This window comes from Salinisphaera sp. RV14 (assembly GCF_052044135.1).
Lineage (GTDB): Bacteria > Pseudomonadota > Gammaproteobacteria > Nevskiales > Salinisphaeraceae > Salinisphaera.
In genome coordinates this window covers 85,930-111,838 of record NZ_JBQDYF010000009.1, presented here as the reverse complement: position 1 = coordinate 111,838, position 25,909 = coordinate 85,930, and the positions used below count along the sequence as shown (strand labels likewise).

Sequence of the window (25,909 nt, the reverse complement as noted above, 5' to 3'; positions counted from 1 at the left end):
CGAAAGCGCGATCAGCCGATGGTTTCGCCATGCTGTAGCGCCGCCGGGTCCGGCTCCTGAATGAAGTGGCCCTGGACGTAGTTGACGCCTGCCTGCCACAGGCGTGCCATGCTGGCGGCATCCTCGATATGCTCGGCGATGAGCGGCACGCGGTGCTCGCGGGCGAAATCGACGACCCGCTGCAGACGCGCATCCTCGCTGTTCTGTTCCGCCAGCTGGCGCGCAAACGCCGGTGCCAGTTTGATGAACGACAGCGTGAGGTTTTCGAGCATCGCCGCATGGCTGCTCGACTCGCCGAAATGCGTCAGCGCAAAACGATAAGTCTGACGGTCGAGTTCGGCGGCCAGGCGACGCGTCGCGGCCACGTGTGAGCGCGCGTCCGATTCACGCACGCAGAATATGATCTGCTGGTGATCGATCGCGGCCATGGCCTCGTCCTCTGCCAGCCACTGGATGAATGTCTGCGCGCTGTCGAGCGTGGCGCTCGACAGTTTGACGAACAGCGCGAGTTCGACGTCGCGGGCGGCCTGTTCGGCGATCACGCGCGCCGCGCGCCGGGTCACCCAGCGATCGATCTCGGGCATCAGGCCGGCCTGCTCGGCGGCCGGCAGGAAGTTGCCAGGCATGATCATGCCGTCGTGATCGTCGACGTAGCGCAGCAGCACGTCGTAGTAACGACGCTGGTCGCCGGCCAGGCTGGTCACGGTCTGGAATGCCAGCCGGAAACGATCCGAGGCGAGCGCCTGTTCCAGCCGGCTCTGCCAGGCGTCCGAGCCGGCCTGTGCGTCCGCCATCGGATCGCCTTCGCATTCGCGAAACGCGTCGCCGCCGGTCTCCCGCAGGCGATATCCGGTGTCGACCAGTTGTTGCAGCCGACGATCGTTGGCGGTGGATTCCGCCCCGAGCATGATGGCGGACACGCTGGCCGTGACATGCACCGAGCGATGATGACCGCCGAACTCGGTGTCGCCGATGGTGCGTACCAGGGTTTCCGCCATGGCTGAAACATCGGCCGGCGCCCCGCGTTCGATCGACAGAACGTATTCGCCCACGGCGAAGCGGAAGCAGCGGTCGGTATCGGCCAGGTTGTCGATCAGGAACAGGCTGACCTCCTCGAGCAATTCATCGGTGCTCGCGAGGCCGAATTGCTGTTGCAGTGCCGGCACGCCGTCGAGGGCCACGAACACCAGACCGCGCAGGCGACCGCTGTCGGACCAGCGGCTGATGCTGGCCAGGTGTCGATGCAGCGCCATGCGCGCGTCGGCAATGGGGCTCGCGCCCAGAACCGGCATGCTGGTCGTCTCGATCGGTGCCAGCGACAGCCACTGGCTGCGATCGGCACCGGTATACAGATGCGCGGACAGCGGATGCGTGGCGCCAGCGCTGGCGCGGCGCAGGATCACGCCGCGCCCGGCCGGCCGGTGGGAGTCGTTCAGGCGCGCCTGGGCGGCGGACAGGCGCGCCGCGTCGGTCTTGGACAGCCAGCTGCCGAGCGCTTGCCCGTTGATGGCCGCGGCGGACTCGGCCCCGATCAGGTCGGCGAAATGCGGCGTCACCCCGACCAGCGTGCCCCCGTCGAGGCGGGCTCTCGCGCCCTCGCTCTGTTGCTCGAACTCGGCCAGGCGGCGCCGGTCGATGGCCAGATCCACCGCGCGCGACAGCCGGGCGTCGATCAATTCCGCATCCTCGTCGATATCGATGCGCTGACAGACGCCGGCGCGCACGCAGGCGCCGCGGGGCGGCAGACGCACCTCGGTGCCCGCCACCAGCAGCGGGACGCTGCCGACGTGTTCCACGCGCTGAATCAGCGTCGCGGTATCGAAGCGGTCGCCGTCGCGGCAGACCAGGGCGAGCAGGGCCACCGGCGGATGCACCTGGCTCGCGGCGGTATCGAAGTCGTCAAACCGGTGGGTCGCCCAATCCCGCGGCGAAAGCGTCTGCAGGCGAGCGGCCAGTCGCCGGCTGGTGGCGTCATCGTCGCCAATCACCGCGATCAGTGCATTGGCGTCGGCCCTGTCGTTGCTTGCATTCGATCGATGTGCGTTGGTTGCGTCGGCAATGGCCATCGGTATCAGTCCCCTTGTCCCCTGGACCCAGCATGCCGTGCCCGTGCCGGCACGCCAAGTACGCTCTTGGCATCGTCGCCCGCGCCCTCGCGCGCCAGCTTCGGTACCAGGTAGCCCGGCAAGCGTGCGGCAAGCGCCTGCATCAACACGACCGCACGCGATTCCGGCACCTCGAAATGATGGGTTCCGCGAACGCGATCAAGCAGGTGCAGATAATAAGGCATAACACCGGCATCGAAGAGCGCCAGACTCAAATCCGCGAGCGTGTCGGCGTCGTCGTTGACGCCGGCGAGCAACACGGCCTGATTGAGCGGTACGGCGCCGGTACCCGCGATCGCACGAGCCATATCGGCAACTTCGAAGGAAAGTTCAGCCGCGTGATTGACATGCAACACGACCACCGTTCGCGCGCGGCGTGCGGCGAACCATGCGAGCAGCCCGTCATCCACGCGTTCGGGCAGCACAACGGGTGTGCGCGTATGTATGCGTAGTCGCCGGACATGGTCGATGGCATCCAGTCGCGCCCCGAGTGCGTCCAGCCGCGCATTCGACAGCGATAGCGGATCGCCGCCTGACAGGATCACTTCGGTAATGCTCGGGTCCGCGGCGATGCGCGCCAGCGCGGCCTCGGTATGCGAGCCGCCCGCATGTTGGGCGCTGTAATCGAAGTGCCGGCGAAAGCAATAGCGGCAATGCACGGCACAGGCGCCGGTGGTCACCAGCAGCGCCCGGCCGTGGTATTTGTGCAGCAGCCCATCGCCGACGGCGCTCGAATTGTCGCCCACCGCATCGTCGACGAAACCGGGCGGATCGTGGCACTCGGCGTGCAGCGGCAGAACCTGGCGCAGCAGGGGGTCGGCGATGTCGCCGCGGCGCATGCGCGCGACATAGCCGCGCGGTACGCGCAGATCGAACAGAGCGGCGGCACGTCGGGCCGCGGGCTTGTACTCGGCCGGCAGGTCGAGTTCGGCAAACAGCGTATCGACGTCGGTGATGGCGTCACGCATGGCCTGCTGCCAGCCACCGCTGCGATACGATAGACTGCGCGGCTCGATCAGCGGCGTAATCCGTGATGGCGCGGGGCGTGTGCTCATATCGAACCAGTATAGAGGCTGTCGTCAGCCCGTGCCGCACGGCCTGACGACGGATTCTTGAGACCGGGGCGCCGCGCATGCCGGCGCGACGCATTCCAGCCTTGGAGTTTCGTTTTATGGCGCAGTTTTCCACCAACCAGTTCAAGGGCGGCCTGAAGATCATCCTCGACGGCGACCCGTACACCATCGTCGAGAACGAATTCGTCAAGCCCGGCAAGGGCCAGGCTTTCAATCGCGTGAAGGTGCGCAACCTCAAGACCAATCGCACGGTCGAGCGCACCTTCAAGTCGGGCGATTCGGTCGAGGCGGCCGACGTGTTCAACCTCGATCTTCAGTTCCTGTACCACGATGGTGAGTTCTTCCATTTCATGGAACCGAACACGTTCGAGCAGTACCAGGCCAGCGAAGCCGCGGTCGGCGATGCCGCCAAGTGGCTCAAGCCCCAGGACAGCTGCGATGTCACGCTGTGGAACGGTGTGCCGCTGCAGGTGGATGCGCCCAACTTCGTCGTCCTGCAGGTCACCGAGACCGATCCGGGCGTGCGCGGCAACACCTCCTCGGGCGGTTCCAAGCCGGCCACGCTGGAAACGGGCGCGGTGGTCCAGGTGCCGTTGTTTATCGAAGAAGGCGAGACCCTGCGCATCGATACCCGCAAGGGTGAGTACGTCTCGCGCGCCAACGAAAGCTGAGACCCGCATGAGCCACGATGGCCGCTGGCGCTCGGGGCTCGCCCCGGGCGCGCTGGCGGCGCGGGCGCGGTTGCTCGCCGATATTCGTGTCTTCATGGCCGAGCACGGGCTGCTGGAAGTGGATACGCCCGTGCTGTCGGCGGCCGCACCGAGCGAGCGCGCGCTGGAATGCCTGGCAGTCGCGGGTGCGGGCTATCTCGTGCCGTCGCCCGAGCATGCGCTCAAGCGTCTGCTGGCCGAGGGTGCCGGCTCGTTGTATCAGCTCGGGCATGTCTTTCGCGCCGGGGAGACCGGGCGCTGGCACAATCCCGAGTTCACCATGCTCGAGTGGTACGGCGTCGACGAGGACATGGGCGCGGCGATGGCCCGGCTCGCCGCGCTGCTGCGTCGGCTGGGCGTGCCCGCGGGCCGGCCGGCGCGTACCTATCGCGCCGTGTTCCGCGAGGCGCTCGGCCTCGATCCGCTGGTGGCCGACGCCCGCGCACTTGCCGACTGCGCGGCCGCCCAGGGCGTTGCCCCGGGTGGCATGGGGGCCGAGGCCGGGCGCGTGTTCTGGCTCGATCTGCTCATGGCGACCTGCGTACAGCCGACGCTGGGCCGCGACGGCGCCGAGCTGGTGACGCATTTCCCGGCCGACGACGCCGTGCTGGTGGCCAGCGATCCGGACGATGCGCGTCAGGCGCTGCGGTTCGAATGCTTCTGGCAGGGCGTCGAACTCGCCAACGGCGCGCGCGAACTGGCGGACGCCGCCCTGGCCGGGCAGCGCATGCAGCGCGAGCAGGACGCGCGCGTCGCGCAGGGCAGCCCGGTGCCGCCGGTCGACGAGGCCTTGCTGGCGGCGATGCGCGCGGGACTGCCGCCCTGCGCCGGCGTCGCGCTCGGGATCGACCGGTTGCTGGCGTTGTTGCAGGGTGTCGACGCGATCGCCCCGGTTCTGCCATTCGCCAGCGGGCGCTGATCCGGCGTGTCAGGCGCCCGGCACGAGTTGTCCGAGCGACTGGTTGAGACGCACCGGCTGGCCGGCCGTCAGTTCGGGATCGAAGTCCACCGCGTCAGGCCCGGTCAGCACGATCACACTCGACCCCAGCATGAAATGCCCCATCGGATCGCCGCGGCCGTAGCGGTGTTCGGTCTGGCCGGCATCGATATAGCTGGTGTGGCGGCGGGCCTTTTGATGAGGCGGGCAGATGCGCCCGGCGGCGCGGGTGTGGATGCCACCGACGATGAAGGCCCCGACCATCACCACGGCCACTGGCCCGACCGCGGTATCGAAGCAGCTCACCAGGCGTTCGTTGCGCGAGAACAGCCGCGGGATGGCGCGCACGCAGCGCGGGTTCACGCCGAACAGGCGCCCGGGTATATAGCGTGTCTCGCGCAGCCGGCCGTCCAGCGGCATGTGTACCCGATGATAATCGTGCGGCGCGAGATACAGCGTGACATAGCGGCCGCCGAGAAAAGCGGCGGCAAGACTGTCGTCGCCGGCCACCAGTTGCCGCAGGTCGTAGGCCACGCCCTTGGTCTGGAACAGGCGGCCGGTCTCGATCGCCCCGAACATGCCGAGCTGGCCGTCGACGGGGCAGGCGAGTGTGTGGTCGTCGGCCGGTAACGGCCGCACATCGGCAGCGAGTTCGCGCGTGAAAAAATCGTTGAAGCAGGCATATTGCGTCGGTTCCGGCTCGGCCGCTTCGCTCATGTCGATCGCCGGATAGGCGCGCAGAAAGCCTCGGATCAGCGCGTTCTTGATCCGTGGCAGCCGGATCTCGGCGATGACAAACGCCAGATGCGAGATGGCGCGCGTGGGTAACAGCGCCAGCGCAACGGCGAACAGGCGATCGGTGAAGCGAACCGGGACATTGGGCATGGTCAAGCGGGAAACGACAGCGGAGCGAGCCGTCACCCTAGCGCAACGCCGCAACACAGGCGATCTGGTTTATCCTAGCCCGCTGTTCCCGATTGAGAATGACGCGCGATACCGGTCGCGCGTCGTGCCACCGACAGGAGCGGGCCCGGGCCCGCGAGTGAGACTATGGCTAGCGACACCGCCGAACCGGCGTCCGAGATCGCCGCGACCCTGACGCGCATCGTCGATTACATCCGCTGGGGCGCATCGCGCTTCGTGGCGGCCGATCTATCGTTCGGCCACGGCAGCGACAATGCGATCGACGAGGCCGCGCATCTGGTGCTGGATGCGCTGGATCTGGATCTGGATCCGGGGCTGCCTGATGCGTATCTCGAGTCCGTGCTCATGCCGAGCGAGCGCGAGCGCGTGATCGCGGTCATCGAGCGCCGGATCGAAACACGGCTGCCCGCGCCCTATATCACCGGCCGCGCTTGGTTCGCGGAGATGGAGTTCTTCGTCGACGAGCGCGTCATCGTGCCGCGTTCGCCGATCGCCGAATTGATCGAGCAGGGCTTCCAGCCGTGGCTCGGGCACCGCGAGCCGTTGGCGGTGCTGGATCTGTGCACGGGCTGCGGCGCGATCGCGATCGCCTGTGCCTACGCCTTCCCCGATGCGCAGGTCGTGGCAACCGACGCCAGTGACGATGCGCTGGAAGTGGCCGCGATCAACTGCGACAAGCACGACACCGGACCGCAGGTGCAACTGGTGCGGGCCGACCTGTTCGACGGGCTGGAAGCGCAGCGGTTCGACCTGATCGTGACCAATCCGCCGTACGTCACGCGGGATGAATGGTCCGGCCTCGATCCGGAGTTTCTTCACGAACCGGGTTTCGCCTTCCATGGCGACGCCGACGACCTGACCCTGGTCGAGCGCATCCTGTTCGGCGCGCCCGATTACCTGACCGAGGATGGCCTGTTGATCATGGAGGTGGGCGCATCGGCGTTCCTGCTGGAACAGCGCTACCCGGACCTGCCGGTTACCTGGATCGATCTGGCGCGCGGCGGCATGGGCGTGGGCGCGGTCGAGGCCGAAGACCTCGCCGCCTGGGTCGAAGCACAGCAGGTGGGGGCGTAATCGCATGGCAGGCAATACCTGGGGCCAGCAGTTCACCGTCACCTCGTTCGGCGAATCGCACGGACCGGCGATCGGTTGCGTGATCGACGGCTGCCCGCCCGGCGTGGCGGTCGACGAGGCGCTGCTGCAGCGCGATCTCGACCGGCGCAAGCCCGGTACGTCGCGCTATGTGACCCAGCGCCGCGAAGCCGACGAGGCGCGCATCGTCTCCGGCGTATTCGAAGGCGTGACCACCGGCACGCCGATCGCGATCATCATCGAGAATACCGATCAGCGCTCGCGCGATTATTCCAAGATCAAGGACGTGTTCCGGCCGAATCATGCCGACTACGCCTATCTGCAGAAATACGGCATTCGCGATTATCGTGGCGGCGGGCGTTCCTCGGCGCGCGAAACCGCGGTGCGCGTGGCGGCCGGCGCGATCGCCCGCCGGGTCCTGGCCGAGCGCTGGGGCATCGCCATCCAGGGGTACCTGGCGCAGATGGGTGGTATTCGTCTCGGCTGCACCGATCTCGCCGCGGCCAACGACAACCCGTTTTTCTGCGCCGAACCGGATCGCGTGCCCGAACTGGAGGCCTATATCAACCAGTTGCGGCGCGATGGCGACTCCATCGGCGCGCGTATCGATGTCGTGGCCACCGGCGTGCCGGCAGGTTGGGGCGAACCGGTGTTCGACCGGCTGGATGCCGATATCGCCAAGGCACTGATGAGCATCAATGCCGTCAAGGGTGTGGAGATCGGCGACGGTTTCGACGTCGTCGCCATGCGCGGATCGGAACACCGCGATGAAATGAACCCGGACGGTTTCGCCAGCAATCATTCCGGCGGTATCCAGGGCGGTATTTCCAGCGGCCAGGCGATTCGCGCCAGCATGGCGCTGAAGCCCACCTCCAGCATCACCATCCCGGGCGATACCGTCGACACGGCCGGCCAGGCGACACAGATGCGGACCACCGGACGGCACGATCCCTGTGTGGGGCTGCGCGCGGCGCCGATCGCCGAAGCGATGCTCGCCATCACGCTGCTCGACCATGCGCTTCGCCATCGCGGGCAGAACGCCGACGTCGCGCCGCCGATGGCGCCCCTGGGTGGCGGGCCGATGTTCTAGACCACCTGATATCACCGAGCGTGGGGCTTTGCGTGGCGACGCGGGCCGGCTAGGATGCGCCAAGGGTTAGCGGCTGGGGGCATCGCGTGAAAAAGTGGTTTTCGAGTATTACCTGTATCGCCGTATTGGCGGCTGGGTCAGCGGTGGCGGCGGCAGACGATTGGAATCCGGCCGCGGTCGGTCATGAGCTGTCGAACGGTCAGGCCGTGCAGGCGCTGGAAGCAACGAACGCCCGCCTGGCCGACCATCCCGACGACCGGCAGGCGCAGTTCCTGCACGCCATGGCGCTGGCGCGAACCGGCGATGCACCCCATGCGATCGATCTCTATCGCAAGTTGTCGACTGAGTATCCGCAGCGTGCACGCGTGTGGAACAACCTCGGCGTGCTCTATGCCCGTCAGGGCCGGCTCGACAAGGCACGCGACGCGCTGGACCATGCGATCGCAGCCGAGCCGGGTTACGCCGTTGCCGAGGAGAATCTCGGCGATGTCTATGTGGCGTTGGCCAGCGCGGCCTATCGGCGCGCGCAGCAGCAGGGCGCGAGCGCCGAGGCCATGAATCGTCGCCGCAGCGCACTGGAACAGCTGGTTCCCGCCTTGCCGAGCGCGGCCCAACCGAACCCGGTTTCGGCAACGCCGGGCGCCGCCACGCCGGCGGATGCCGCGGCAGCGAGCGGCAGCGGCCATAGCGTGGCCGAAAAGCCGGCTTCGGGTCCGCCCAGGCAGGCCATCGATCGGGTGTTGTCGCACTGGGCAAATGCGTGGTCGCAACAGGATCTGTCGGCTTACCTGGCGACATACAGTGACGACTATCAACCGCAGGGCAAGATCAGCCGCGCACAGTGGATTCGCCAGCAGCGTGCGCGGGTGACCCGGCCGAAATCGGTGGATGTGAGCGTGTCCGATATTCGGGTGACGGCGGACAGCGCGAATCGCGCCCGGGCCACCTTCCGGGAGCATTATCGTGCCGCGGGCAACGAACGCGATGCCACCCGGCACATGGTGTTCGTGCGTGAGGATGGGGCCTGGCGTATCCGTCAGGAGAGCTGAGCGCCCCCGGCTTCGGCTTCCAGCATGGTGAGCAACGCGCGCGCTGCGTTCGACAGGTGCCGCTGTGGATGCCGCATGACACCCAGCTCACGATGCATCCGCAGTCGGGGCAGTGCCAGCGGCACCAGCCGATGCGGCATGGCCTCGGGCAGGACCGTCCAGCCCAGACCCACGTCCGCGAGCATGCGCAGGGTTTCCAGCGAATGGCTGGTCATGCGCGCAGTCACCGCGACGCCGTGCTCGGCCAGGGCGGATTCGATGATCCGATGAGTATAGCTGTCCGGCGGCGGCAGCACCGCGGGATAACGCACCAGTGCCGCTAATGGAATGGCCGCACGCCGGGCCAGCGGGTGGTCGATGCCGGCATAAATGGCAAGCGGGTCGTGCCAGATGGTGCGGGCGATCAGCGTCCGATGGGGCTTGACCGGCAACGTGATCAGGGCGAGTTCCGATTCGCCGTTGACCACGCGCTGGCAGGCCTGCTCCGAATCGGCGAACTCGATCTGGGGAGCCACATCCGGATAGCGCGCCACGAATGCCCGCAGCACCTCGGGCATGCGGTGCATGCCGACATGGTGCGACACCGCCAGTTCGAGTGTGCCCGCGACCTGCGCGGCAAGATTATCCAGCGCCCGATCACCGTCCGCGACCGCGGCCAGCGTCTCGCGGGCATGCGGCAGGTAGGCGCGTCCCGCCTCGGTCAGCCCGATGCCGCGACCCACGCGATCGAACAGACGATGGCCGAGTTCGGTTTCCAGCGCGGCGATGCGTTTGCTCACCGCCGGCTGGCTCAGATGCAAGCGGTGCCCGGCGTCCTGAAAAGAACCCAGCTCGGCCACGGCCACGAAGGCCTGCAATGCATCGATACGCATGCCGGCATTGTATTCCGGATTGGAATGCTGCACGAAAAATTATTCATTTGAGTAATCGATAGGCCGCGCCTAGACTCCACGCAAGCTCAAGCAACGAGATGCGCTCATGGCCCGCACGCTGTACGAAAAGATCTGGGATGAACACGTCGTCCGCGAGGAAGCGGGCAATGCCCTGCTGTATATCGACCGGCACATGGTGCATGAGGTGACCTCGCCCCAGGCCTTCGAGGGCCTGCGCCTGGCGCATCGCGATATCTGGCGTTCGAGTGCCAACCTGGCGGTGCCGGACCACAACGTCCCGACCACTCATCGCGACGGCGGTATCGCCGACCCGATCTCGCGCGCCCAGGTCGAGGCGCTGCAGGTCAACTGCAACGATTTCGGCGTGCGCCTGTTCGGCATGGGCGACCGGCGCCAGGGCATCGTGCACATCATCGGCCCGGAGCAGGGGGCGACCCAGCCCGGCATGACCATCGTCTGCGGCGACTCGCATACCGCCACCCACGGCGCCTTCGGCGCGCTGGCCTTCGGCATCGGCACGTCCGAGGTCGAGCATGTGCTGGCGACCCAGACGCTGCCGCAGTCGCGCTCCAAGACCATGCTGGTGCGCGTGGACGGGCAGGTGGCACCCGGCATTTCGGCCAAGGACATCATGCTCGCCATCATCGGCAAGATCGGCACGGCGGGCGGTACCGGTCATGTCATCGAGTACGGTGGCGAGGCGATTCGCGCGCTGTCGATGGAAGGCCGCATGACGATCTGCAACATGTCGATCGAGGCGGGTGCGCGCGCCGGCATGGTCGCCGTCGACGACACCACCATCGACTATATGCGCGGGCGCCCCTATGCGCCGGATGAACAGCAATGGCCGGCGGCGGAAGCCTACTGGCGCGCGCTGGTTTCCGACGAGGGCGCCGAATACGATCAGGTGGTGGTGCTGGATGCCGCCAAGATCGCGCCGCAGGTCACCTGGGGCACGTCGCCGGAGATGGTCGCCCCCGTCACCGACCGTGTGCCCGAGCCGGACAGCGCGCCGCGCGCGGGTCAGAATGAAGGCTGGCGCGCCGCGCTCGACTACATGGATCTGACGCCCGGCGTGCCGATTACCGAGATCATGCTGGACAAGATATTCATCGGCTCCTGTACCAACGCGCGCATCGAGGATCTGCGCGTGGCCGCGAAGTATCTGGAAGGCCGCCGGATCGCGCCGAACATTGAACTGGCGATGGTCGTGCCGGGTTCCGGGCTGGTGAAGGCCCAGGCCGAAAAAGAAGGTCTGGACGCGATCTTCAAGGCCGCCGGATTCGAATGGCGCGACGCCGGCTGCTCGATGTGCCTGGGCATGAACGACGACAACCTGCTGCCGGGCGAGCGTTGTGCCTCGACCTCGAACCGCAACTTCGAAGGGCGCCAGGGCAAGGGCGGCCGGACCCATCTGGTCAGCCCGGCCATGGCGGCCGCCGCCGCGGTTCATGGCCATTTCGTGGATATTCGCGAGCTGGATGTCACGGCATGAGCGAGACGGCTGAAATCAACGCCGGCGGTTGGCGGGCCGAGGATTACGGCCGCAATGCCCGTTTCGTCGCCCATCTGGCGGCGGATCTGGTGGCGTGGCTGGCGCCGGTCGCGGGCGAGCAGATCCTGGATCTGGGCTGCGGCGATGGCGCGCTCAGCGAACGCCTGGCCGAGACCGGTGCCGAAGTGGTCGGCGCCGACGGCAGCCCGGCGATGGTGGCCGCGGCGCGGGCCCGGGGGTTGGCGGCGGTCGTCGCCGACGGCCAGAGCCTGGATACGGTGCCCGAGCTCGACCGGGCCTTCGATGCCGTGTTCTCGAACGCCGCGCTGCACTGGATGCGAGACGATCCGCAGGCCGTCATCGACGGCGTGTTCGCGCGCCTGAAGCCGGGTGGGCGCTTCGTGGCCGAGATGGGCGGCGCCGGCAATATCGCCCCCATCCGGGCCGCGCTGCGCGCCGAGGCCGATGCACGCGGGATCGACCCGGATACGCTCGATCCGTGGTATTTCCCGAGCGAGACGACCTATCTCGACCGGCTCGCCACCGCCGGCTTTCATATCGAGCGCTCGCACAGTTTCGAGCGGCCCACCCAGTTGCCGGGCGACGTGGCCGACTGGCTGACCACGCTGGCGCGCCCGTTCGTGACCGCCTTTGCCGAAGGCCGGGCGCGCGACGATTACGTCGCCGCGGTGCGCGCACGCCTGGCCGGCGAGCTGCGCCACCACGACGGCCAGTGGGTCGCCCCGTACGTGCGGCTGCGCTTTGTCGCCCGCAAACCCGTGTAAGAGGATTCTCATCATGCAGGCATTCACCATTCACGAAGGGTTGGTCGCGCCGCTGGATCGCGCCAACATCGATACCGACGCCATCATCCCCAAGCAGTACCTGAAATCCATCCGCCGCACCGGTTTCGGCCAGTATCTGTTCGATGACTGGCGTTATCTGGATGCCGGCGGCCTGGACGTGGATATCGCCGACCGGCGCGAAAACCCGGACTTCATCCTCAACAAGGAACCGTTCCGCGACGCCTCGATCCTGCTGGCGCGCGAGAATTTCGGCTGTGGTTCCTCGCGCGAGCATGCGGTGTGGGCGCTGGAGGATTTCGGCATTCGCTGCGTGATCGCGCCCAGCTTCGCCGATATCTTCTACAACAACTGTTTCAAGAACGGCGTGCTGCCGATCGCGCTGGCCGCGGAGCAGGTCGACGCGCTGTTTCAGGCAGCCCACGCGACCGGCGGCCTGCGGGCTCGCGTCGATCTGGTCGAGCAGCGGATCAGCCTGCCCGACGACTCCGTCTACGCTTTCGAGGTCGAGGGCTATCGCCGCAAGAACATGCTCGAAGGCCTCGACGACATCGGCCTGACACTGCAGCACGAAGACGCGATTCGCGCGTACGAACAACAGCGCGCGGCCGAAAAGCCCTGGCTCTTTCGCGAGTTGTAATCGTTTATTGAAAACGTCCGCAAATGAACGCGAATTAACGCAAATTCCGTGTTGTACGACTTTTAATTTGCGTTCGTTGGCGTTCATTTGCGGACCGCTTTTGTCTTCTCGGATATATCCGACGAAAGCTGAACAAGGATTGTCATGACCTCACGCATTCTGGTAATGCCCGGCGACGGCGTCGGCCCCGAAATCTGTCGCGAAGCGGTGCGCGTGCTCGAAGTGCTGGCCGCCGATCACGGGCTCGACATCGAGCTGGATGAGGCGCTGGTCGGCGGGGCTGCGATCGATGTCGAGGGCGACCCGTTGCCCGAGTCGTCGCTGGCCGCCGCGCGCGAGGCCGACGCCGTGTTGTTCGGTGCGATCGGCGGGCCCGCCTGGGACAACCTCGAGCGCGCCATGCGGCCGGAGTCCGGACTGTTGCGGCTGCGCCGCGAACTCGGCCTGTTCGCCAACCTGCGGCCGGCCATTCTCTATCCCCAACTCGCGCATGCCTCGGCGCTCAAGCCGGAGATGGTGTCGGGGCTCGATATCATGATTGTGCGCGAGCTGACCGGCGGCATCTATTTCGGCACGCCGGCGGGTTCCGGCCGCACCGAAGCCGGTCTGCGCGAGGCCTGGAACACGCTGCGCTACAACGAAGCCGAGATCGAGCGCATCGGCCGGGCGGCGTTCGAGACCGCGCGCGCGCGTGGCCATCGCCTGTGCAGCGTCGACAAGGCCAACGTGCTGGATGTCTCGCAGTTGTGGCGCGATGTGATGAACGAACTCGCCAGCGAGTACGAGGACGTCGAGCTCTCGCATATGTATGTCGACAACGCCGCCATGCAGCTCGTGCGTGCGCCCAAGCAGTTCGACACGGTGGTCACCAGCAACCTGTTCGGCGATATTCTCTCCGATGCTGCGGCCATGCTCACCGGCTCGATCGGCATGCTGCCCTCGGCATCGATGGATGCCCACGGCAAGGGGCTGTACGAGCCGGTGCACGGTAGCGCGCCCGACATCGCCGGGCAGGGGCTGGCCAATCCGCTGGCAATCATCCTGTCGGTGGCGATGATGCTGCGCTATACGCTGGATCGCCGCGACCTGGCCGACAAGGTGGAGGCGGCGGTCGGTTATGCGCTCGACCGAGGGCTTCGCACCCGCGACATCATGGACGATGAAACCCAGATTGCCAGCACCCGGGAGATGGGGGGCGCGATCGTCGATATGCTACGCTGAGCCGGCCGGATAGCCAGGCGGCGGGCGCATCGCATCGGCCCGCGACCTGGGCGCGGCGCTTGAGCGCCGTCCCTGTCTGCCGATAACAGTGATCGGGCGGGCGGCCGGGCCGCGTTGGCCGCGGGGAGTAAACAGGGGGTTGCATACGGCGTGGCCGTTTTCATCGATCGAGCTATCCGATGCGGTCTGATCGCCGCGAGTATTGCGGCGGCAGGGTATGCCTCATCCGCGTTCGCCCTCGAATTCGGGGCACTCACGGTGCACTCGCACCTCAATCAGCCGCTCGACGCCACGGTGGTGTTGAAGGATATCGATGCCGCCGAGCGCGCGTCGCTCGACGTCGGTATCGCGCCGCCGGCCATGTTCCAGCGTTTCGGCATCCGCCGAAGCAGCGCGGTCGACCGCCTCAAGGTCGATACCAAGATGAGTCCGGGCGGCCATCGCGCGACAGTGCATATCGCCACGAATCGCCCGGTGAGCGAGCCGTTCGTGGATTTTCTGCTGCAAGTGGACTCGGGTAGCGGCAGCGCGCTGCGCGAATACACCGCCCTGCTCAATCCGGCGCCCGAGGCGAATGCGGCGTCGTCGCCGGCGCCCGGTGCGACGTCGGCGGTCCGGGCGGCGACATCCGCCGCCGGCGCGAGTGCCGCCACGGGCCGCGCGTCCCGTCACGAGGTGCGTGCCGGTGAAACCCTCTGGTCGATCGCCGCGGGCCACACGCCGCCCGGGGCGACGATCGCGCAGACCATGCTGGCGATTTACCGGGCCAATCCATCCGCCTTCAATGGCGGTATGGCGGCGCTATTGCAGGACGCGCGACTGACCATTCCGGGCGCCGAGCGCATTCGCGCCGTGAACGCCGGCACGGCGCAGCAGCGCTTGCAGAATGCTCGGGCGCGCCACAACGCCGCCGGGCGCGGCGGTGCCGATAATTCACCCAAGCTGGCGGCGAGTGGCGAAGCGCCGCCAGCGGCGCTGCAGTCCCCGGATGCCAATGCCGCGCCCGGGGCCACGAGTGCGAGCAAAGCCGAAGCAAAGACGCCGCCCGCGCCAGCAAAAGCCACACCGGCCGGCGCGAAAACGACGCCGGCCGGACCCTTCGGCCAACTGAGCCTGCCGTCCGCGGCGCCATGGCCGACGCCGCAGGCGAGCCCGGGTGGCCAGGCCACGGCGTCGGCGCCGGTAGCGTCCAGCGCGGGCTCGGGCGCCACGCCAGCCGGCAATGCCGCGTCGACTGCAACGGCCCCGGCGGCCGCATCCATGAACGGCAGTCCGAAGCCGAAACCCGCGCCCGAATCCAAGTCGAAATCCAAGTCGAAATCCAAGTCCAAGCCGAACCCCGAGCCGGCGACCGATTCATCCGGCGGCAGCCGCGCTGCCCATCCGCCGCGCGTTGCATCCCCGCCGCCGGGCGACGTGGCCCAGGCCGGCGGTGACGTCTGGCTGTCGCCGCGCAATGTGTTGTTGTTCCTGCTGTTGTTGGTGTTGATCGGGTGGGTGCTGCGGCGTCTGCGCGAACGCGGATACAAGCCGGTCACGCTCGAGCGTGAGCAGGTGCCACCGGCTGCGGATGATGCGGCGGCGCATGCGGAGCCGGCCGGTGCGACGGCGGATCCCGCAGTCGCCCGCGAAGCCGCCCGCCGCGATACCGCCGGGCCGGGCGAAGTGGCGTCAACGGCGGTCCGGACGCCCAGGCCGGCGCCGGAACCCGAACGGGAGCCGGAACCTGAGCCGGAACGCCCGGCAACGCCGGCTGCCAGCGCGGATCGGGACATGCCGCGGCCGGAACGCGCCGGCGCGTCTTCGCCGGGCGGGCGCGGCGATCGGGCGGGCGCGGATGAACCGGCCGAGCCGGGCGCCGAGTCCACCCCTGCCGCCGCCGAGTCAGCGCGGGCGCCTGATCCCGCGATGCGTTTCGAACCGGTTGCGGCAGCGGCGCCCGCTCATCGCGACCTGCTGGCGCATCGCCGCCCGGCCACGAACGAAGAAATCGAGGCCCTGGCCTTCGAGACGCAATCGCTGCCGGAGACCGGGGCGCGTGAGCACGATCTGGGCGCGGACGGGGCGCCGGGGCTGGATTTCGATGCCGACAGCGGACCCGCTACCGATGTGCCCGGCGAGACCCGCGGCGCCACGCCGGCTGCAGGCCGCCCCGATCCCTATGGTCTCGAAATGATCGATCCCGGCGGGTTCGACCTGTACGATCCGCCTTCCGAGACCGCTGGGCCGACCGACGATGACCCGAACGACAGCGTGGAGATCCGTCTCGATCTCGCCCGAATGTACCTTGACATGGAAGACAGCGCCGCCGCCCGCGAGCTGCTTGTCGATGTGCGAACGCGGGGCGACGACGCCCAGCGCGACGAGGCCGAGCGACTGCTCGAGCGCCTCGATTCCTGAGCGGCATGGACCTGCTCGGGGCGGGGCCGCCTGATGCGCTGGGCCGCCTGCATTGAATACGACGGTTCCGCGTACAGCGGCTGGCAGAGCCAGCCGCATGCGCCCAGCGTGCAGGACAGCCTCGAGGCGGCATTATCGAAGGTGGCCGATGAGCCGATCCGCACCATTTGCAGCGGACGCACCGACAGCGGGGTGCATGCGCAGGGCCAGATCGTGCATTTCGACACCCGGGCCGAGCGTCGCGATCGCAGCTGGCTGCTGGGCAGCAATCGCTGGTTGGCCGACGATATCGCGCCGCAGTGGTTCGTGCCCGTGCCGGAAACCTTTCATGCCCGCTTCCATGCGATTGCTCGCGATTACCGCTACTGGATCATCGATCGCGATGCGCCGTCGGCGCTCTGGCGCAATCGTGTCTGGCACGTGCACAAACGCCTGGACCACGAGGCCATGCACGCCGCAGCGCAGGCACTCGTCGGCCGGCACGACTTCAGCGCGTTTCGCGCCGCGGGCTGTCAGGCCAAGAGCCCGGTTCGCCAAGTACATCATGTCAGCGTCACCCGTCTCGGCGACTGGGTGCGCATCGACGTGCGGGCCAATGCATTCCTGCATCACATGGTGCGTAACATTGCCGGCACGCTGGCCGTGGTCGGGCGCGGCGAGGCGGCGCCGGCATGGGTGGGCGAGTTGCTGGGCGGCCGGGATCGGCGCCGCGCCGGCATGACCGCGCCAGCGGCGGGTTTATCGCTGCGGCGCGTGCATTATCCCGAAGATATTCAATTGCCCGAACCGCCCCTCGATGACGCGGGCTGGTAAAATGATAGGTCTATGACAGCCCTCGATACAGCCGAGCCGATCACGGTCAACCGTGTGCGCACGAAGATCTGCGGCGTGCGCTCCGTCGCCGATGCGCGCGCGGCGGCCTCGGCCGGGGCGGATGCGGTCGGGCTGGTATTTGCGGCAGCGAGCAGTCGGCGCATCACGGCGGCACGGGGCGCCGTGATCGCGGCGGCACTGCCGCCGTTCGTGTCACGGGTTGCGCTGTTCATGGACGACGATCCCGACGAGATCGTCCGGATCCTGGCCGCGGTCCCGATCGATGTCATCCAGTTCCACGGCGCCGAGTCGGCGGATTTTTGCAATGCCTTCGATCGCCCATACATCAAGGCTGTGCCGATGGGTGAGCCGGGGGTGGTCCTGACCGACTGGGCCGAGCGGCATCCGCGCGCCGCGGCTTTTCTGCTCGACGCGAATCGCGTCGGCGAGGCCGGCGGCCAGGGACGCGCGTTCGATTGGCAGGCCACGGTAGCGACGATCGATCGGCCGATCGTGATCGCGGGCGGGCTGACGCCGGGTAATGTGGGTGCAGCCATTGCGCGGTTTGCACCGTATGCAGTGGATGTCAGCAGCGGGGTCGAGAGCGAGCCCGGTGTGAAAAGCAGCGAACGCATGCGTGTGTTCGTCAACGCAGTAACCGAAATGGGTAAGGCATGAGTACGACGATATCCAAGGACCCGGCGAATCCCGCAGCCCACGGCCCGCACGCCTGGCGCGACATGCCCGATGCCCGGGGCCACTTCGGGCCGTACGGCGGCAAGTTCGTCGCCGAGACGCTGATGGCACCGCTCGACGAACTCGCCGCGGCTTATGCCGACGCCCGCCGGGACCCGGCATTCATGGCCGAACTGGATGCCGATCTGGCCGACTATGTCGGCCGGCCGACCCCGATCTACTACGCCGAACGCCTGTCGAAGGTGGTCGGCGGGGCGAAGATCTGGTTCAAGCGCGAGGATCTGAACCATACCGGCGCGCACAAGGTGAACAACACCATCGGCCAGGCACTGCTGGCCGCGCGCATGGGCAAGACGCGCATCATCGCCGAGACTGGCGCGGGCCAGCACGGGGTGGCCACGGCCACGGTCGCCGCGCGTCTGGGGCTTGAATGCGTGGTGTTCATGGGCAGCGAGGACATGCGCCGCCAGGCGACCAATGTCTACCGCATGCGCCTGCTGGGCGCCGAGGTGCGGCCGGTCGAGTCCGGCTCGAAGACGCTCAAGGATGCGATGAACGACGCGCTTCGCGATTGGGTCGCCAACGTGGACGACACTTTTTACATCATCGGCACGGTGGCCGGCCCGGCGCCGTATCCGGCGATGGTGCGCGACTTTCAGGCGGTGATCGGCCGCGAGGCGCGCCGCCAGATGCTGGACCGAACCGGGCGCCTGCCGGACGCGCTGGTGGCCTGCGTGGGGGGCGGATCGAACGCGATCGGCCTGTTCCATCCGTTCCTCGACGATGAAGAGGTCGCCATCTACGGCGTGGAAGCGGGGGGCGACGGCATCGCCAGCGGCCGGCACGCGGCACCGCTTTCGGCCGGGCGCTCGGGCGTGTTGCACGGCAACCGCACCTACCTGATGCAGGACGACAACGGCCAGATCCAGGGCACGCATTCGATCTCGGCCGGGCTGGATTATCCCGGCGTCGGGCCCGAGCATGCCTGGCTCAAGGACATTGGCCGGGCGCACTATGTCGATGTCACCGACGCCGAAGCGCTGGCCGCGTTTCATGAATGCACTCGCATCGAAGGCATCATGCCGGCACTGGAGTCGGCCCATGCCGTCGCTTACGCCAAGAAACTGGCCGCCGGGATGAGCCCGGAGGCCAACATCCTGGTGAACATGTCGGGCCGGGGTGACAAGGACATGGCCAGCGTGGCCGAAGCCGAGGGAGAAACGCTTTGAGCCGTCTCGCCGATCGTTTTGCCGCACTCAAGCAGGCGCAGCGCACCGCGCTGATCCCTTTTCTGACCGCCGGTGATCCGGGGCCGGACGCGACCGTCGATTTCATGCATGCGCTGGTGGCGGCCGGTGCCGATGTCATCGAGCTGGGCGTACCGTTCACCGATCCGATGGCCGACGGCCCGGTGATCCAGGCGGCCTGCGAGCGTGCGCTGGCGCACGGCACGAGCCTGCGCGACGTGCTGGCCATGGTCGCGCGGTTTCGCGAACGCGATACCGACACGCCGGTGGTGTTGATGGGCTATTTCAACCCCATCGATTCCATGGGGCTCGAGGCATTCGGCGAACAGGCGGCGGCTGCCGGGGTCGACGGCGCGCTGATCGTCGACATGACCGCCGAGGAAGCGCCGGATATCGCGCCGAAGCTGCGGGTGGCCGGTGTCGACCCGGTCTGTCTGATCGCGCCGACCACCGGCGAGTCGCGCATTGGCCGGATCTGCGAAAACGCGGCCGGTTTTATCTACTATGTTTCATTCAAGGGCGTCACCGGTGCGTCGAGCCTGAACACCGACAGTCTGGCGGCCCAGATCGCGCCGATCCGGCGTGCGACGGGGCTGCCGGTCGGGGTGGGCTTCGGTGTTCGCACGCCGGACAACGCGGCGGCCGTGGCCGCGGTGGCGGATGCGGTGATCGTGGGCAGCGCGCTGGTCAGTCGGATCGCGGAACACGGGCACGATGTGGCCACGGCCACCGCGGAACTGCGCGAAACGCTGGCGGCGATGCGTGCCGCGATCGACCTGGCAGACGCCAAGCAACGGGACGAACGCGAACAGGAGGGCGAAAGCGTATGAGTTGGCTCGGAAAAATCATGCCATCGCAGATGCGAAACGATGCCTCTCGGCGCAAGAACAGCGTCCCGGAAGGCTTGTGGACCAAGTGCAGCAGCTGCGGCGCGGTGCTGTACACCGCCGAGATGGAGCGGACGCTGCATGTCTGCCCGAAGTGCAACACGCACCAGCGCCTGCGCGCCCGCCAACGTCTGGATTTCTTTCTCGACGCGGGCGATCGAACCGAGATCGCCCGCGATCTCGAACCGCGGGATCCGCTCAAGTTCCGCGACTCCAGGAAATACCGCGATCGCCTGTCGGCGGCGCAGAAGGACTCCGGTGAGCGCGAAGCGGTCATCATGATGACCGGCAGCCTCAAATCCATGCCGATCGTCGCCGGCGCCATGGACTTTCAGTTCATGGGGGGCTCGATGGGGAGCGTGGTCGGTGAGACGTTCGTGCGCGGCGTGCATGCCGCGATCGAGGCGAGTTCGCCGTTCGTGTTCTTCTCGGCCTCGGGCGGTGCCCGCATGCAGGAGGGGTTGTTCTCGCTGCTGCAGATGGGCAAGACCAGTGCCGCCCTCACGCGGCTGGCGGATCGCGGGCTGCCGTTCGTCTCGGTACTGACGCACCCGACCATGGGCGGCGTGGCGGCCAGTTACGCCATGCTGGGCGACATCAACGTGGCCGAACCCGAAGCGCTGATCGGCTTTGCCGGACCGCGCGTGATCGAGCAGACCGTGAAGCAGACGTTGCCGGAAGGCTTTCAGCGCAGCGAATTCCTGCTCGAGCACGGTGCCATCGACATGATCGTCGAACGTGCCGATCTACGCGATCGCATTCACCGCGTCGTGTCCACGCTCATGCATCGCCCGCCGGCGCCCGAGGAAGCCGAAACGCCCGAGGTGACGAGCCAGGCGTGAGCGAGCAGGACCCGCAGCGTCCGGCGTCTGCGCGCCGGACGCTGGCCCAGTGGCTGGATTACCAGCAGGCGATGCATCCGAGCGAGATCGAGCTTGGCCTCGGTCGCGTGCGCTCGGTGGCCGATCGGCTCGGCCTGATGCCGCCGCCGCATGCCACGATCACCGTGGCCGGCACCAACGGCAAGGGCAGCTGTGTGGCCCTGGTCGCGGGCCTGATCGGCGTGCGCGCCCGGGTCGGGTGCTACACCTCGCCCCATCTCTGGCGCTACAACGAGCGCATCGCCATCGACGGCGAGCCGGTCGGCGATGCGGCCCTGATCGCGGCCTTCGAGACCGTCGAGGCAGCGCGCGGCGGGACGTCCCTGACGTTCTTCGAGTTCGGCACGCTCGCCGCGCTCGTCATCTTTCGGCGCATGGCGGTCGATGTCGCCGTACTGGAGGTCGGGCTCGGCGGGCGGCTCGATGCGGTCAACATCGTGGATGCCGATGTGGCGCTGATCACGCAGATCGGTCTCGACCACACGGATTGGCTCGGCGATACCCGTGAGGCGATCGGTCGCGAGAAGGCCGGCATCATGCGCGCCGGGCGGCCGGCGCTCTGTGGCGACAGGCGTCCGCCGGACAGCATTGCGGCCGCGGCCACGGCCTGCGGCGCGCATCTGGCGTGTCTGGGCCGCGATTTCGAGTTGACGTGCGCGCCGCAACGCTGGACATGGTCGGATGGCGCGACCTGCCTCGATATCGTGCCGCATGCGGCCGTGCACCCCGACAATCTCGCCCTCGCAATCGCGGGCGCAGGCGCGGCCGGGTACCGGCCGGGCGCCGAGGATATCCGGCGCGCCTGCGCCCGGCAGGCATTACTGCCCGGACGGCGCGAAGTTATCGACGCTCCGATAGCGATCATCTACGATGTGGGCCACAACGAGGATGCGGTGGCTCTGCTGGCGGAATCGCTGCAGCAGCGGCCTGTTTCGGGACGGACACACGTGGTGCTGGGTATGTTGGCGGACAAACCGGTGGAAGCCGTCGGCCGGCGGTTGATGCCCTGGGCCGACGCGCTGTATCCGGCCGGACTCGACGGTCTCAGTACGCGCGGCTTGACGGGCGAGGCGCTGGCCGCGCGGCTGCGCCATGCCGGGCCTGTTCATGCCAGCCCCGAACAGGCGCTGGCCGCGGCGCAGGCAGCGGCCGTGCCGGGCGATCGTATCGTCGTCTGTGGTTCATTTTTCACCGTGGCGCAGGCGCGGAGTCCTGATCATGAATGACGTGATGAAAAAACGCCTGATCGGCGTTGCCATTCTGGTAATCATCGGCGTGCTCGCGCCGTTGCTGCTCTCGCGCTGCATGCATGGCGGCAGCCAGGACAACGGCCGCGGCTCCATGCGCGTGTATGACGTGCAGCCCGATGGCAAGGCGGAGCCGGCGGGTCACGATAACGACGATCAGGCAGGGGCGAGTCCGGCCACGGCACCATCGGCAGCCGGCGGCGACGAGAGTGGCGCCAGTCAGGGGCGCCCGCAGGCACCGACACCGGATGCGGTCTCGCCGCAGAGTAAGCAGGGCTTCTCCGTACCGCCGGTGCATGGCGGTAGCGGGTCGGCTTCGAAGCCTTCGGGTTCGCACGCACCGTCGAGCAAGCCGGCATCGGGCGTTGCATCCGCGAACAACGGGGCGGGCGGGAATCCGCATTCGGGATCGCATGATCACGGCGCGTCGGCCGCCGGCTCCGGCGCCGCCAGTGCTTCGTCGTCCAGCAGCTCCGGTCTGGAAAAATCCAGTATCCAGGGCTGGGTGGTGCAGGTGGCGAGCTTCAGTCAACAAGGCAATGCGGCGGACCTGGCAAACCAGCTCAAGGGCCGATTCCCGGTGTCATATGCCCCGGGCCAGGTCAACGGCAAGACCTGGTATCGCGTGAATGTCGGCCCGTTCGACAGCAAGCAGGCGGCACAGTCGGCGGCCGATCGGCTGAGCAAGGCCGGGCACAAGGGGCTGGTGCGCCAGTTGCCCTGATGCCACACCAGCCGCGGTTGCGCGCCCAATTTGTTATCATTGAGCGGTCTCGCTCCGGCGGCTGGCTGTCATGATCTGGATCGATGTCGCTATCGTTGTGGTGGTCGCATTGTCGGCGACCATCGGTTTCTTCCGTGGTTTTCTGCGGGAAGCCCTGGGTCTGGCGACGTGGGTCCTGGCCTTTTATCTGGCGTTTGTTCTGGCGGCGCCGGCGTCCGTCTATCTGCAGCGCTGGATCGATTCCGGTTCGGCGCGTCTGGCCGTGGCGTTCGCAATTGTCTTTCTCGGCGTGCTCGTCGCGGGCGCCATCTTCAATTACCTGCTGGGCCGGCTGATCAACCAGACCGGTTTCGCCGGTACCGATCGTGCCGTCGGGATCATATTCGGCGTGGTGCGCGGCGTGGCCGTGCTCATTGTTCTGGTCCTGCTGGCCGGTGTGACCCCCGTGCCGCGCGACAGCTGGTGGCAGCGCTCGATCTTCATCGGGCAGCTGGAGGCCGGCGCGCTCTGGGTGCGGGGTTATCTGCCGCCCGACATCGCCAACGCGATCACCTATCCCGATGCGCCGTCGACGCTGCCCGCGGGCCGCCCGACGACGACTTCGACCTGACGTTTTTCCTTCTCCAAACCGAGCGACTCGCTTATGTGCGGCATTGTTGGGATGGTCTCGACCTCCCCGGTCAATCAGGATATCTATGATGCGCTGACGGTGCTGCAGCACCGAGGCCAGGATGCGGCCGGCATCGTCACCACGGACGGCAGACGTCTATATCTGCGCAAGGACAACGGCCTGGTCCGGGATGTGTTCCGCACCGACCACATGCTGCGCCTGGTCGGCAACGCGGGCGTCGGGCATGTCCGCTATCCCACGGCCGGGCTGGATTCCACCGCCGAGGCGCAGCCGTTCTACGTCAACACGCCGTATGGCATCTGCCTGTCGCACAATGGCAATCTGACCAACGCCGACCAGCTCAAGGACGAACTGTATCGCTCGGACCGGCGGCATCTGAATACCGACTCCGATACCGAGATCCTGCTCAACGTGTTTGCCCACGAACTGATGCAGAGCGAGCGTCTACAGCTGGCGCCCGAGGATATCTTCGAGGCGGTGGCGGCGGTGCATCGCCGCTGTCGTGGCGGTTATGCGGCCACCGCGCTGATCACGGGTTACGGCCTGGTCGGCTTCCGCGACCCCAATGGCATCCGCCCGGCGGTCTACGGCAAACGCGAGACCGCCGAAGGCACGGATTACATGATCGCCTCGGAATCGGTGGCGCTGGACGCGCTCGGTTTCGAACGCATCGGCGATATCGGCCCCGGCGAGGCCGTGGTGATCACGCTCGATGGTGAGATCCACGTCCAGCAGTGTGCCGACCAGCCGTATCACTCGCCGTGCATCTTCGAATACGTCTATCTCGCGCGCCCGGACTCGGTGATCGACGATGTCTATGTCTACAAGGCGCGGCTGCGCATGGGTACCTATCTTGCCGACAAGATCCGGCGCGAGTGGCCCGATCACGACATCGACGTGGTGATCCCGATCCCCTCGACCAGCCGCACGGCAGCAGTGGAGCTGGCCAGCCAACTCGACGTGAAGTATCGCGAAGGCTTCATCAAGAACCGCTATATCGGCCGCACCTTCATCATGCCCGGCCAGCAGCAGCGGGTGAAATCGGTGCGCAAGAAGCTGAACCCGATCGACCTGGAGTTCGCTGGCAAGAACGTGTTGCTGGTCGATGACTCGATCGTGCGCGGCACCACCTCGCGCCAGATCATCGAGATGGCGCGCGACGCGGGGGCGAACAAGGTCTATTTCGCCTCCGCCGCGCCGCCGGTGCGCTACCCCAACGTCTATGGCATCGACATGCCCAGCGCGGCCGAACTGGTCGCGCATGGCCACTCCGACGACGAGATCGCCGAGATCATCGGTGCCGACAGGCTGATCTACCAGGATATGGATGATCTCAAGCGCGCGGTGTCGGTCGGTAACGACGCGCTACAAAGCTACGAGGATTCGGTGTTCACCGGCAACTACATTACCGCGGATGTATCGGCCGAGTATCTGGAACAGCTCGAGCTGTTCCGCGCGGATGCCACCCGCGAGGCGCGGCGCAAGAAGGACAACGCCGTGCTCGAAATCCATAACGACGCGTGACGAACGAGTTGTCCTCCGCCGTCGACAATCTCAAGCTCGCCGTACTCATCGATGCCGACAATGCGCCGTCGTCGCGCTGCGGCGAGTTGCTGGCGGAAGTCTCGACCTTCGGGCTGGCCAGCATCAAGCGGGCCTACGGCGACTGGACCACGACCCATCTGAAGGGCTGGAAGCGGGCCCTGCACGATCATGCAATCCAGCCTATCCAGCAGTTCGCCTACACCACCGGCAAGAATGCGACCGACGCGGCGTTGATCATCGATGCCATGGATCTGCTCCATCAGGCGCATCTCGACGGCTTCGTGATCGTCTCGTCGGACAGCGACTACACGCGTCTGGCCACACGCATCCGGGAATCCGGGCTCGCGGTTTATGGTTTCGGTGAGAAAAAGACGCCACCGGCGTTCGTCTCGGCCTGCGACCGGTTCGTGTTCACTGAAATCCTGGCGGCCGAACCGAGCCGTGACGAACCCGCGCCGACCGGCGATCCCAAGGAGTTGCGGCGTATGCTCACCACGGCCATCGAAGCGGTCTCGCGCGATGACGGCTGGGCGCCGCTGGGTGCGGTGGGCAGCTACGTGAACAAGAATCATCCGTCGTTCGATTCGCGCAACTACGGCTTTTCCAAGCTGAGCAAGCTGATGGAATCGCTGGATTACGTGACCCTGGATTTCCGTGAGTCGCGCAGCGACGCGGACACTCACATCGTTTACGTACGCTTGAAGTAGCGTCGCAACCGGCTCCGCCGGGCTTGATGCCGGCCCGCCCTCGGGCCATACTTGCCGCGCGCCGATTTGCACAGCTTGCGGGCGCGGATCGCTGTCCTT

24 protein-coding genes are annotated in these 25,909 nt (G+C 67.2%); 20 read left to right on the top strand and 4 right to left on the bottom strand.

Annotation, left to right across the window (positions count from 1 at the left end; translation table 11 throughout):
* Nucleotides 1-11 precede the first annotated feature (11 nt).
* Together ACS8Y6_RS11015 and epmB are read right to left on the bottom strand one after the other, a co-directional pair.
* Entirely contained in the window at nt 12-2,066 is a 2,055-nt protein-coding gene (locus tag ACS8Y6_RS11015) for an EAL domain-containing protein (RefSeq protein ID WP_440849956.1), read from the bottom strand.
* 5 nt (nt 2,067-2,071) lie between these two features.
* A complete protein-coding gene (gene epmB, locus ACS8Y6_RS11010; RefSeq protein WP_440855560.1) occupies nt 2,072-3,160 on the bottom strand; it encodes an EF-P beta-lysylation protein EpmB in 1,089 nt (362 codons plus the stop codon).
* 116 nt (nt 3,161-3,276) lie between these two features.
* Here epmB and efp point away from each other — a divergent pair, with 116 nt between their 5' ends.
* Both efp and epmA read left to right on the top strand, forming a co-directional pair.
* Nucleotides 3,277-3,849, top strand: coding sequence for an elongation factor P (gene efp / locus ACS8Y6_RS11005; protein ID WP_109994755.1), 573 nt, complete (start codon nt 3,277-3,279; stop codon nt 3,847-3,849).
* 7 nt (nt 3,850-3,856) lie between these two features.
* Complete coding sequence (gene epmA, locus ACS8Y6_RS11000) at nt 3,857-4,807, top strand: EF-P lysine aminoacylase EpmA (protein WP_440849958.1); 951 nt, start codon at nt 3,857-3,859, stop codon at nt 4,805-4,807.
* A gap of 9 nt (nt 4,808-4,816) precedes the next feature.
* Here the strand turns inward: epmA and asd are convergent, their stop codons facing one another.
* Nucleotides 4,817-5,710 (bottom strand): archaetidylserine decarboxylase, encoded by an 894-nt coding sequence (gene asd, locus ACS8Y6_RS10995; RefSeq protein ID WP_440849959.1) that lies wholly within the window; start codon nt 5,708-5,710, stop codon nt 4,817-4,819.
* 165 nt (nt 5,711-5,875) lie between these two features.
* Between asd and prmB the strand changes: the two genes are divergently transcribed.
* The 3 genes from prmB to ACS8Y6_RS10980 all read left to right on the top strand — a co-directional run bounded on the left by prmB (nt 5,876) and on the right by ACS8Y6_RS10980 (nt 8,980).
* The gene (gene prmB / locus ACS8Y6_RS10990) at nt 5,876-6,823 is read left to right on the top strand and encodes a 50S ribosomal protein L3 N(5)-glutamine methyltransferase (protein WP_440855559.1); all 948 of its coding nucleotides are present in this window, start codon (nt 5,876-5,878) and stop codon (nt 6,821-6,823) included.
* A gap of 4 nt (nt 6,824-6,827) precedes the next feature.
* Nucleotides 6,828-7,931, top strand: a complete 1,104-nt coding sequence (aroC, locus tag ACS8Y6_RS10985) for a chorismate synthase (RefSeq protein WP_440849961.1) — start codon at nt 6,828-6,830, stop codon at nt 7,929-7,931.
* Nucleotides 7,932-8,017: 86 nt separating this feature from the next.
* Nucleotides 8,018-8,980 (top strand): L,D-transpeptidase Cds6 family protein, encoded by a 963-nt coding sequence (locus ACS8Y6_RS10980; protein ID WP_440849962.1) that lies wholly within the window; start codon nt 8,018-8,020, stop codon nt 8,978-8,980.
* Here ACS8Y6_RS10980 and ACS8Y6_RS10975 read toward each other — a convergent pair.
* Nucleotides 8,968-9,852, bottom strand: a complete 885-nt coding sequence (locus tag ACS8Y6_RS10975; protein ID WP_440855585.1) for a LysR family transcriptional regulator — start codon at nt 9,850-9,852, stop codon at nt 8,968-8,970. The genes ACS8Y6_RS10980 and ACS8Y6_RS10975 overlap by 13 nt on opposite strands.
* A gap of 106 nt (nt 9,853-9,958) precedes the next feature.
* Here ACS8Y6_RS10975 and leuC point away from each other — a divergent pair, with 106 nt between their 5' ends.
* From leuC to ACS8Y6_RS10900, 15 genes are all read left to right on the top strand, one after another.
* The gene (leuC, locus tag ACS8Y6_RS10970) at nt 9,959-11,368 is read left to right on the top strand and encodes a 3-isopropylmalate dehydratase large subunit (RefSeq protein WP_440849963.1); all 1,410 of its coding nucleotides are present in this window, start codon (nt 9,959-9,961) and stop codon (nt 11,366-11,368) included.
* The gene (locus tag ACS8Y6_RS10965) at nt 11,365-12,153 is read left to right on the top strand and encodes a class I SAM-dependent methyltransferase (protein ID WP_440849964.1); all 789 of its coding nucleotides are present in this window, start codon (nt 11,365-11,367) and stop codon (nt 12,151-12,153) included. The genes leuC and ACS8Y6_RS10965 overlap by 4 nt, the downstream gene beginning before the upstream one ends.
* Nucleotides 12,154-12,166: 13 nt before the next feature.
* On the top strand, nt 12,167-12,811 hold the full coding sequence (gene leuD / locus ACS8Y6_RS10960) for a 3-isopropylmalate dehydratase small subunit (protein ID WP_440849965.1): 645 nt from the start codon (nt 12,167-12,169) through the stop codon (nt 12,809-12,811).
* 144 nt (nt 12,812-12,955) lie between these two features.
* Entirely contained in the window at nt 12,956-14,032 is a 1,077-nt protein-coding gene (gene leuB / locus ACS8Y6_RS10955; protein ID WP_440849966.1) for a 3-isopropylmalate dehydrogenase, read from the top strand.
* A gap of 150 nt (nt 14,033-14,182) precedes the next feature.
* Nucleotides 14,183-16,432, top strand: a complete 2,250-nt coding sequence (locus ACS8Y6_RS10950) for a FimV/HubP family polar landmark protein (protein WP_440855558.1) — start codon at nt 14,183-14,185, stop codon at nt 16,430-16,432.
* A 33-nt stretch (nt 16,433-16,465) separates the two neighbouring features.
* A complete protein-coding gene (gene truA, locus ACS8Y6_RS10945) occupies nt 16,466-17,245 on the top strand; it encodes a tRNA pseudouridine(38-40) synthase TruA (RefSeq protein ID WP_440848394.1) in 780 nt (259 codons plus the stop codon).
* Nucleotides 17,246-17,257: 12 nt separating this feature from the next.
* Nucleotides 17,258-17,923 (top strand): phosphoribosylanthranilate isomerase, encoded by a 666-nt coding sequence (locus tag ACS8Y6_RS10940; RefSeq protein ID WP_440848395.1) that lies wholly within the window; start codon nt 17,258-17,260, stop codon nt 17,921-17,923.
* Nucleotides 17,920-19,170, top strand: a complete 1,251-nt coding sequence (gene trpB / locus ACS8Y6_RS10935) for a tryptophan synthase subunit beta (RefSeq protein ID WP_440848396.1) — start codon at nt 17,920-17,922, stop codon at nt 19,168-19,170. Before ACS8Y6_RS10940 ends, trpB begins: the two co-directional genes overlap by 4 nt.
* A complete protein-coding gene (trpA, locus tag ACS8Y6_RS10930) occupies nt 19,167-20,018 on the top strand; it encodes a tryptophan synthase subunit alpha (protein ID WP_440855557.1) in 852 nt (283 codons plus the stop codon). Before trpB ends, trpA begins: the two co-directional genes overlap by 4 nt.
* Entirely contained in the window at nt 20,015-20,917 is a 903-nt protein-coding gene (accD, locus tag ACS8Y6_RS10925) for an acetyl-CoA carboxylase, carboxyltransferase subunit beta (protein WP_440848398.1), read from the top strand. Before trpA ends, accD begins: the two co-directional genes overlap by 4 nt.
* The gene (gene folC, locus ACS8Y6_RS10920; protein WP_440848399.1) at nt 20,914-22,182 is read left to right on the top strand and encodes a bifunctional tetrahydrofolate synthase/dihydrofolate synthase; all 1,269 of its coding nucleotides are present in this window, start codon (nt 20,914-20,916) and stop codon (nt 22,180-22,182) included. The genes accD and folC overlap by 4 nt, the downstream gene beginning before the upstream one ends.
* A complete protein-coding gene (locus tag ACS8Y6_RS10915; protein WP_440855556.1) occupies nt 22,175-22,927 on the top strand; it encodes an SPOR domain-containing protein in 753 nt (250 codons plus the stop codon). Before folC ends, ACS8Y6_RS10915 begins: the two co-directional genes overlap by 8 nt.
* A gap of 70 nt (nt 22,928-22,997) precedes the next feature.
* Complete coding sequence (locus ACS8Y6_RS10910; RefSeq protein ID WP_440848401.1) at nt 22,998-23,537, top strand: CvpA family protein; 540 nt, start codon at nt 22,998-23,000, stop codon at nt 23,535-23,537.
* Nucleotides 23,538-23,570: 33 nt separating this feature from the next.
* On the top strand, nt 23,571-25,082 hold the full coding sequence (purF, locus tag ACS8Y6_RS10905) for an amidophosphoribosyltransferase (RefSeq protein ID WP_440848402.1): 1,512 nt from the start codon (nt 23,571-23,573) through the stop codon (nt 25,080-25,082).
* Complete coding sequence (locus tag ACS8Y6_RS10900) at nt 25,079-25,810, top strand: NYN domain-containing protein (protein ID WP_440855555.1); 732 nt, start codon at nt 25,079-25,081, stop codon at nt 25,808-25,810. The genes purF and ACS8Y6_RS10900 overlap by 4 nt, the downstream gene beginning before the upstream one ends.
* The last annotated feature ends 99 nt before the right edge of the window (nt 25,811-25,909 follow it).

Coding starts and splice junctions, on each gene's coding strand:
- ACS8Y6_RS11015 (WP_440849956.1), bottom strand. CDS start 2,066: ATGGCCATTGCCGACGCAACCAACGCACATCGATCGAATGCAAGCAAC.
- asd (WP_440849959.1), bottom strand. CDS start 5,710: ATGCCCAATGTCCCGGTTCGCTTCACCGATCGCCTGTTCGCCGTTGCG.
- prmB (WP_440855559.1), top strand. CDS start 5,876: ATGGCTAGCGACACCGCCGAACCGGCGTCCGAGATCGCCGCGACCCTG.
- efp (WP_109994755.1), top strand. CDS start 3,277: ATGGCGCAGTTTTCCACCAACCAGTTCAAGGGCGGCCTGAAGATCATC.
- ACS8Y6_RS10940 (WP_440848395.1), top strand. CDS start 17,258: ATGACAGCCCTCGATACAGCCGAGCCGATCACGGTCAACCGTGTGCGC.
- ACS8Y6_RS10910 (WP_440848401.1), top strand. CDS start 22,998: ATGATCTGGATCGATGTCGCTATCGTTGTGGTGGTCGCATTGTCGGCG.
- aroC (WP_440849961.1), top strand. CDS start 6,828: ATGGCAGGCAATACCTGGGGCCAGCAGTTCACCGTCACCTCGTTCGGC.
- truA (WP_440848394.1), top strand. CDS start 16,466: ATGCGCTGGGCCGCCTGCATTGAATACGACGGTTCCGCGTACAGCGGC.
- accD (WP_440848398.1), top strand. CDS start 20,015: ATGAGTTGGCTCGGAAAAATCATGCCATCGCAGATGCGAAACGATGCC.
- ACS8Y6_RS10975 (WP_440855585.1), bottom strand. CDS start 9,852: ATGCGTATCGATGCATTGCAGGCCTTCGTGGCCGTGGCCGAGCTGGGT.
- leuB (WP_440849966.1), top strand. CDS start 12,956: ATGACCTCACGCATTCTGGTAATGCCCGGCGACGGCGTCGGCCCCGAA.
- trpB (WP_440848396.1), top strand. CDS start 17,920: ATGAGTACGACGATATCCAAGGACCCGGCGAATCCCGCAGCCCACGGC.
- purF (WP_440848402.1), top strand. CDS start 23,571: ATGTGCGGCATTGTTGGGATGGTCTCGACCTCCCCGGTCAATCAGGAT.
- ACS8Y6_RS10915 (WP_440855556.1), top strand. CDS start 22,175: ATGAATGACGTGATGAAAAAACGCCTGATCGGCGTTGCCATTCTGGTA.
- leuD (WP_440849965.1), top strand. CDS start 12,167: ATGCAGGCATTCACCATTCACGAAGGGTTGGTCGCGCCGCTGGATCGC.
- epmA (WP_440849958.1), top strand. CDS start 3,857: ATGAGCCACGATGGCCGCTGGCGCTCGGGGCTCGCCCCGGGCGCGCTG.
- leuC (WP_440849963.1), top strand. CDS start 9,959: ATGGCCCGCACGCTGTACGAAAAGATCTGGGATGAACACGTCGTCCGC.
- epmB (WP_440855560.1), bottom strand. CDS start 3,160: ATGAGCACACGCCCCGCGCCATCACGGATTACGCCGCTGATCGAGCCG.
- ACS8Y6_RS10965 (WP_440849964.1), top strand. CDS start 11,365: ATGAGCGAGACGGCTGAAATCAACGCCGGCGGTTGGCGGGCCGAGGAT.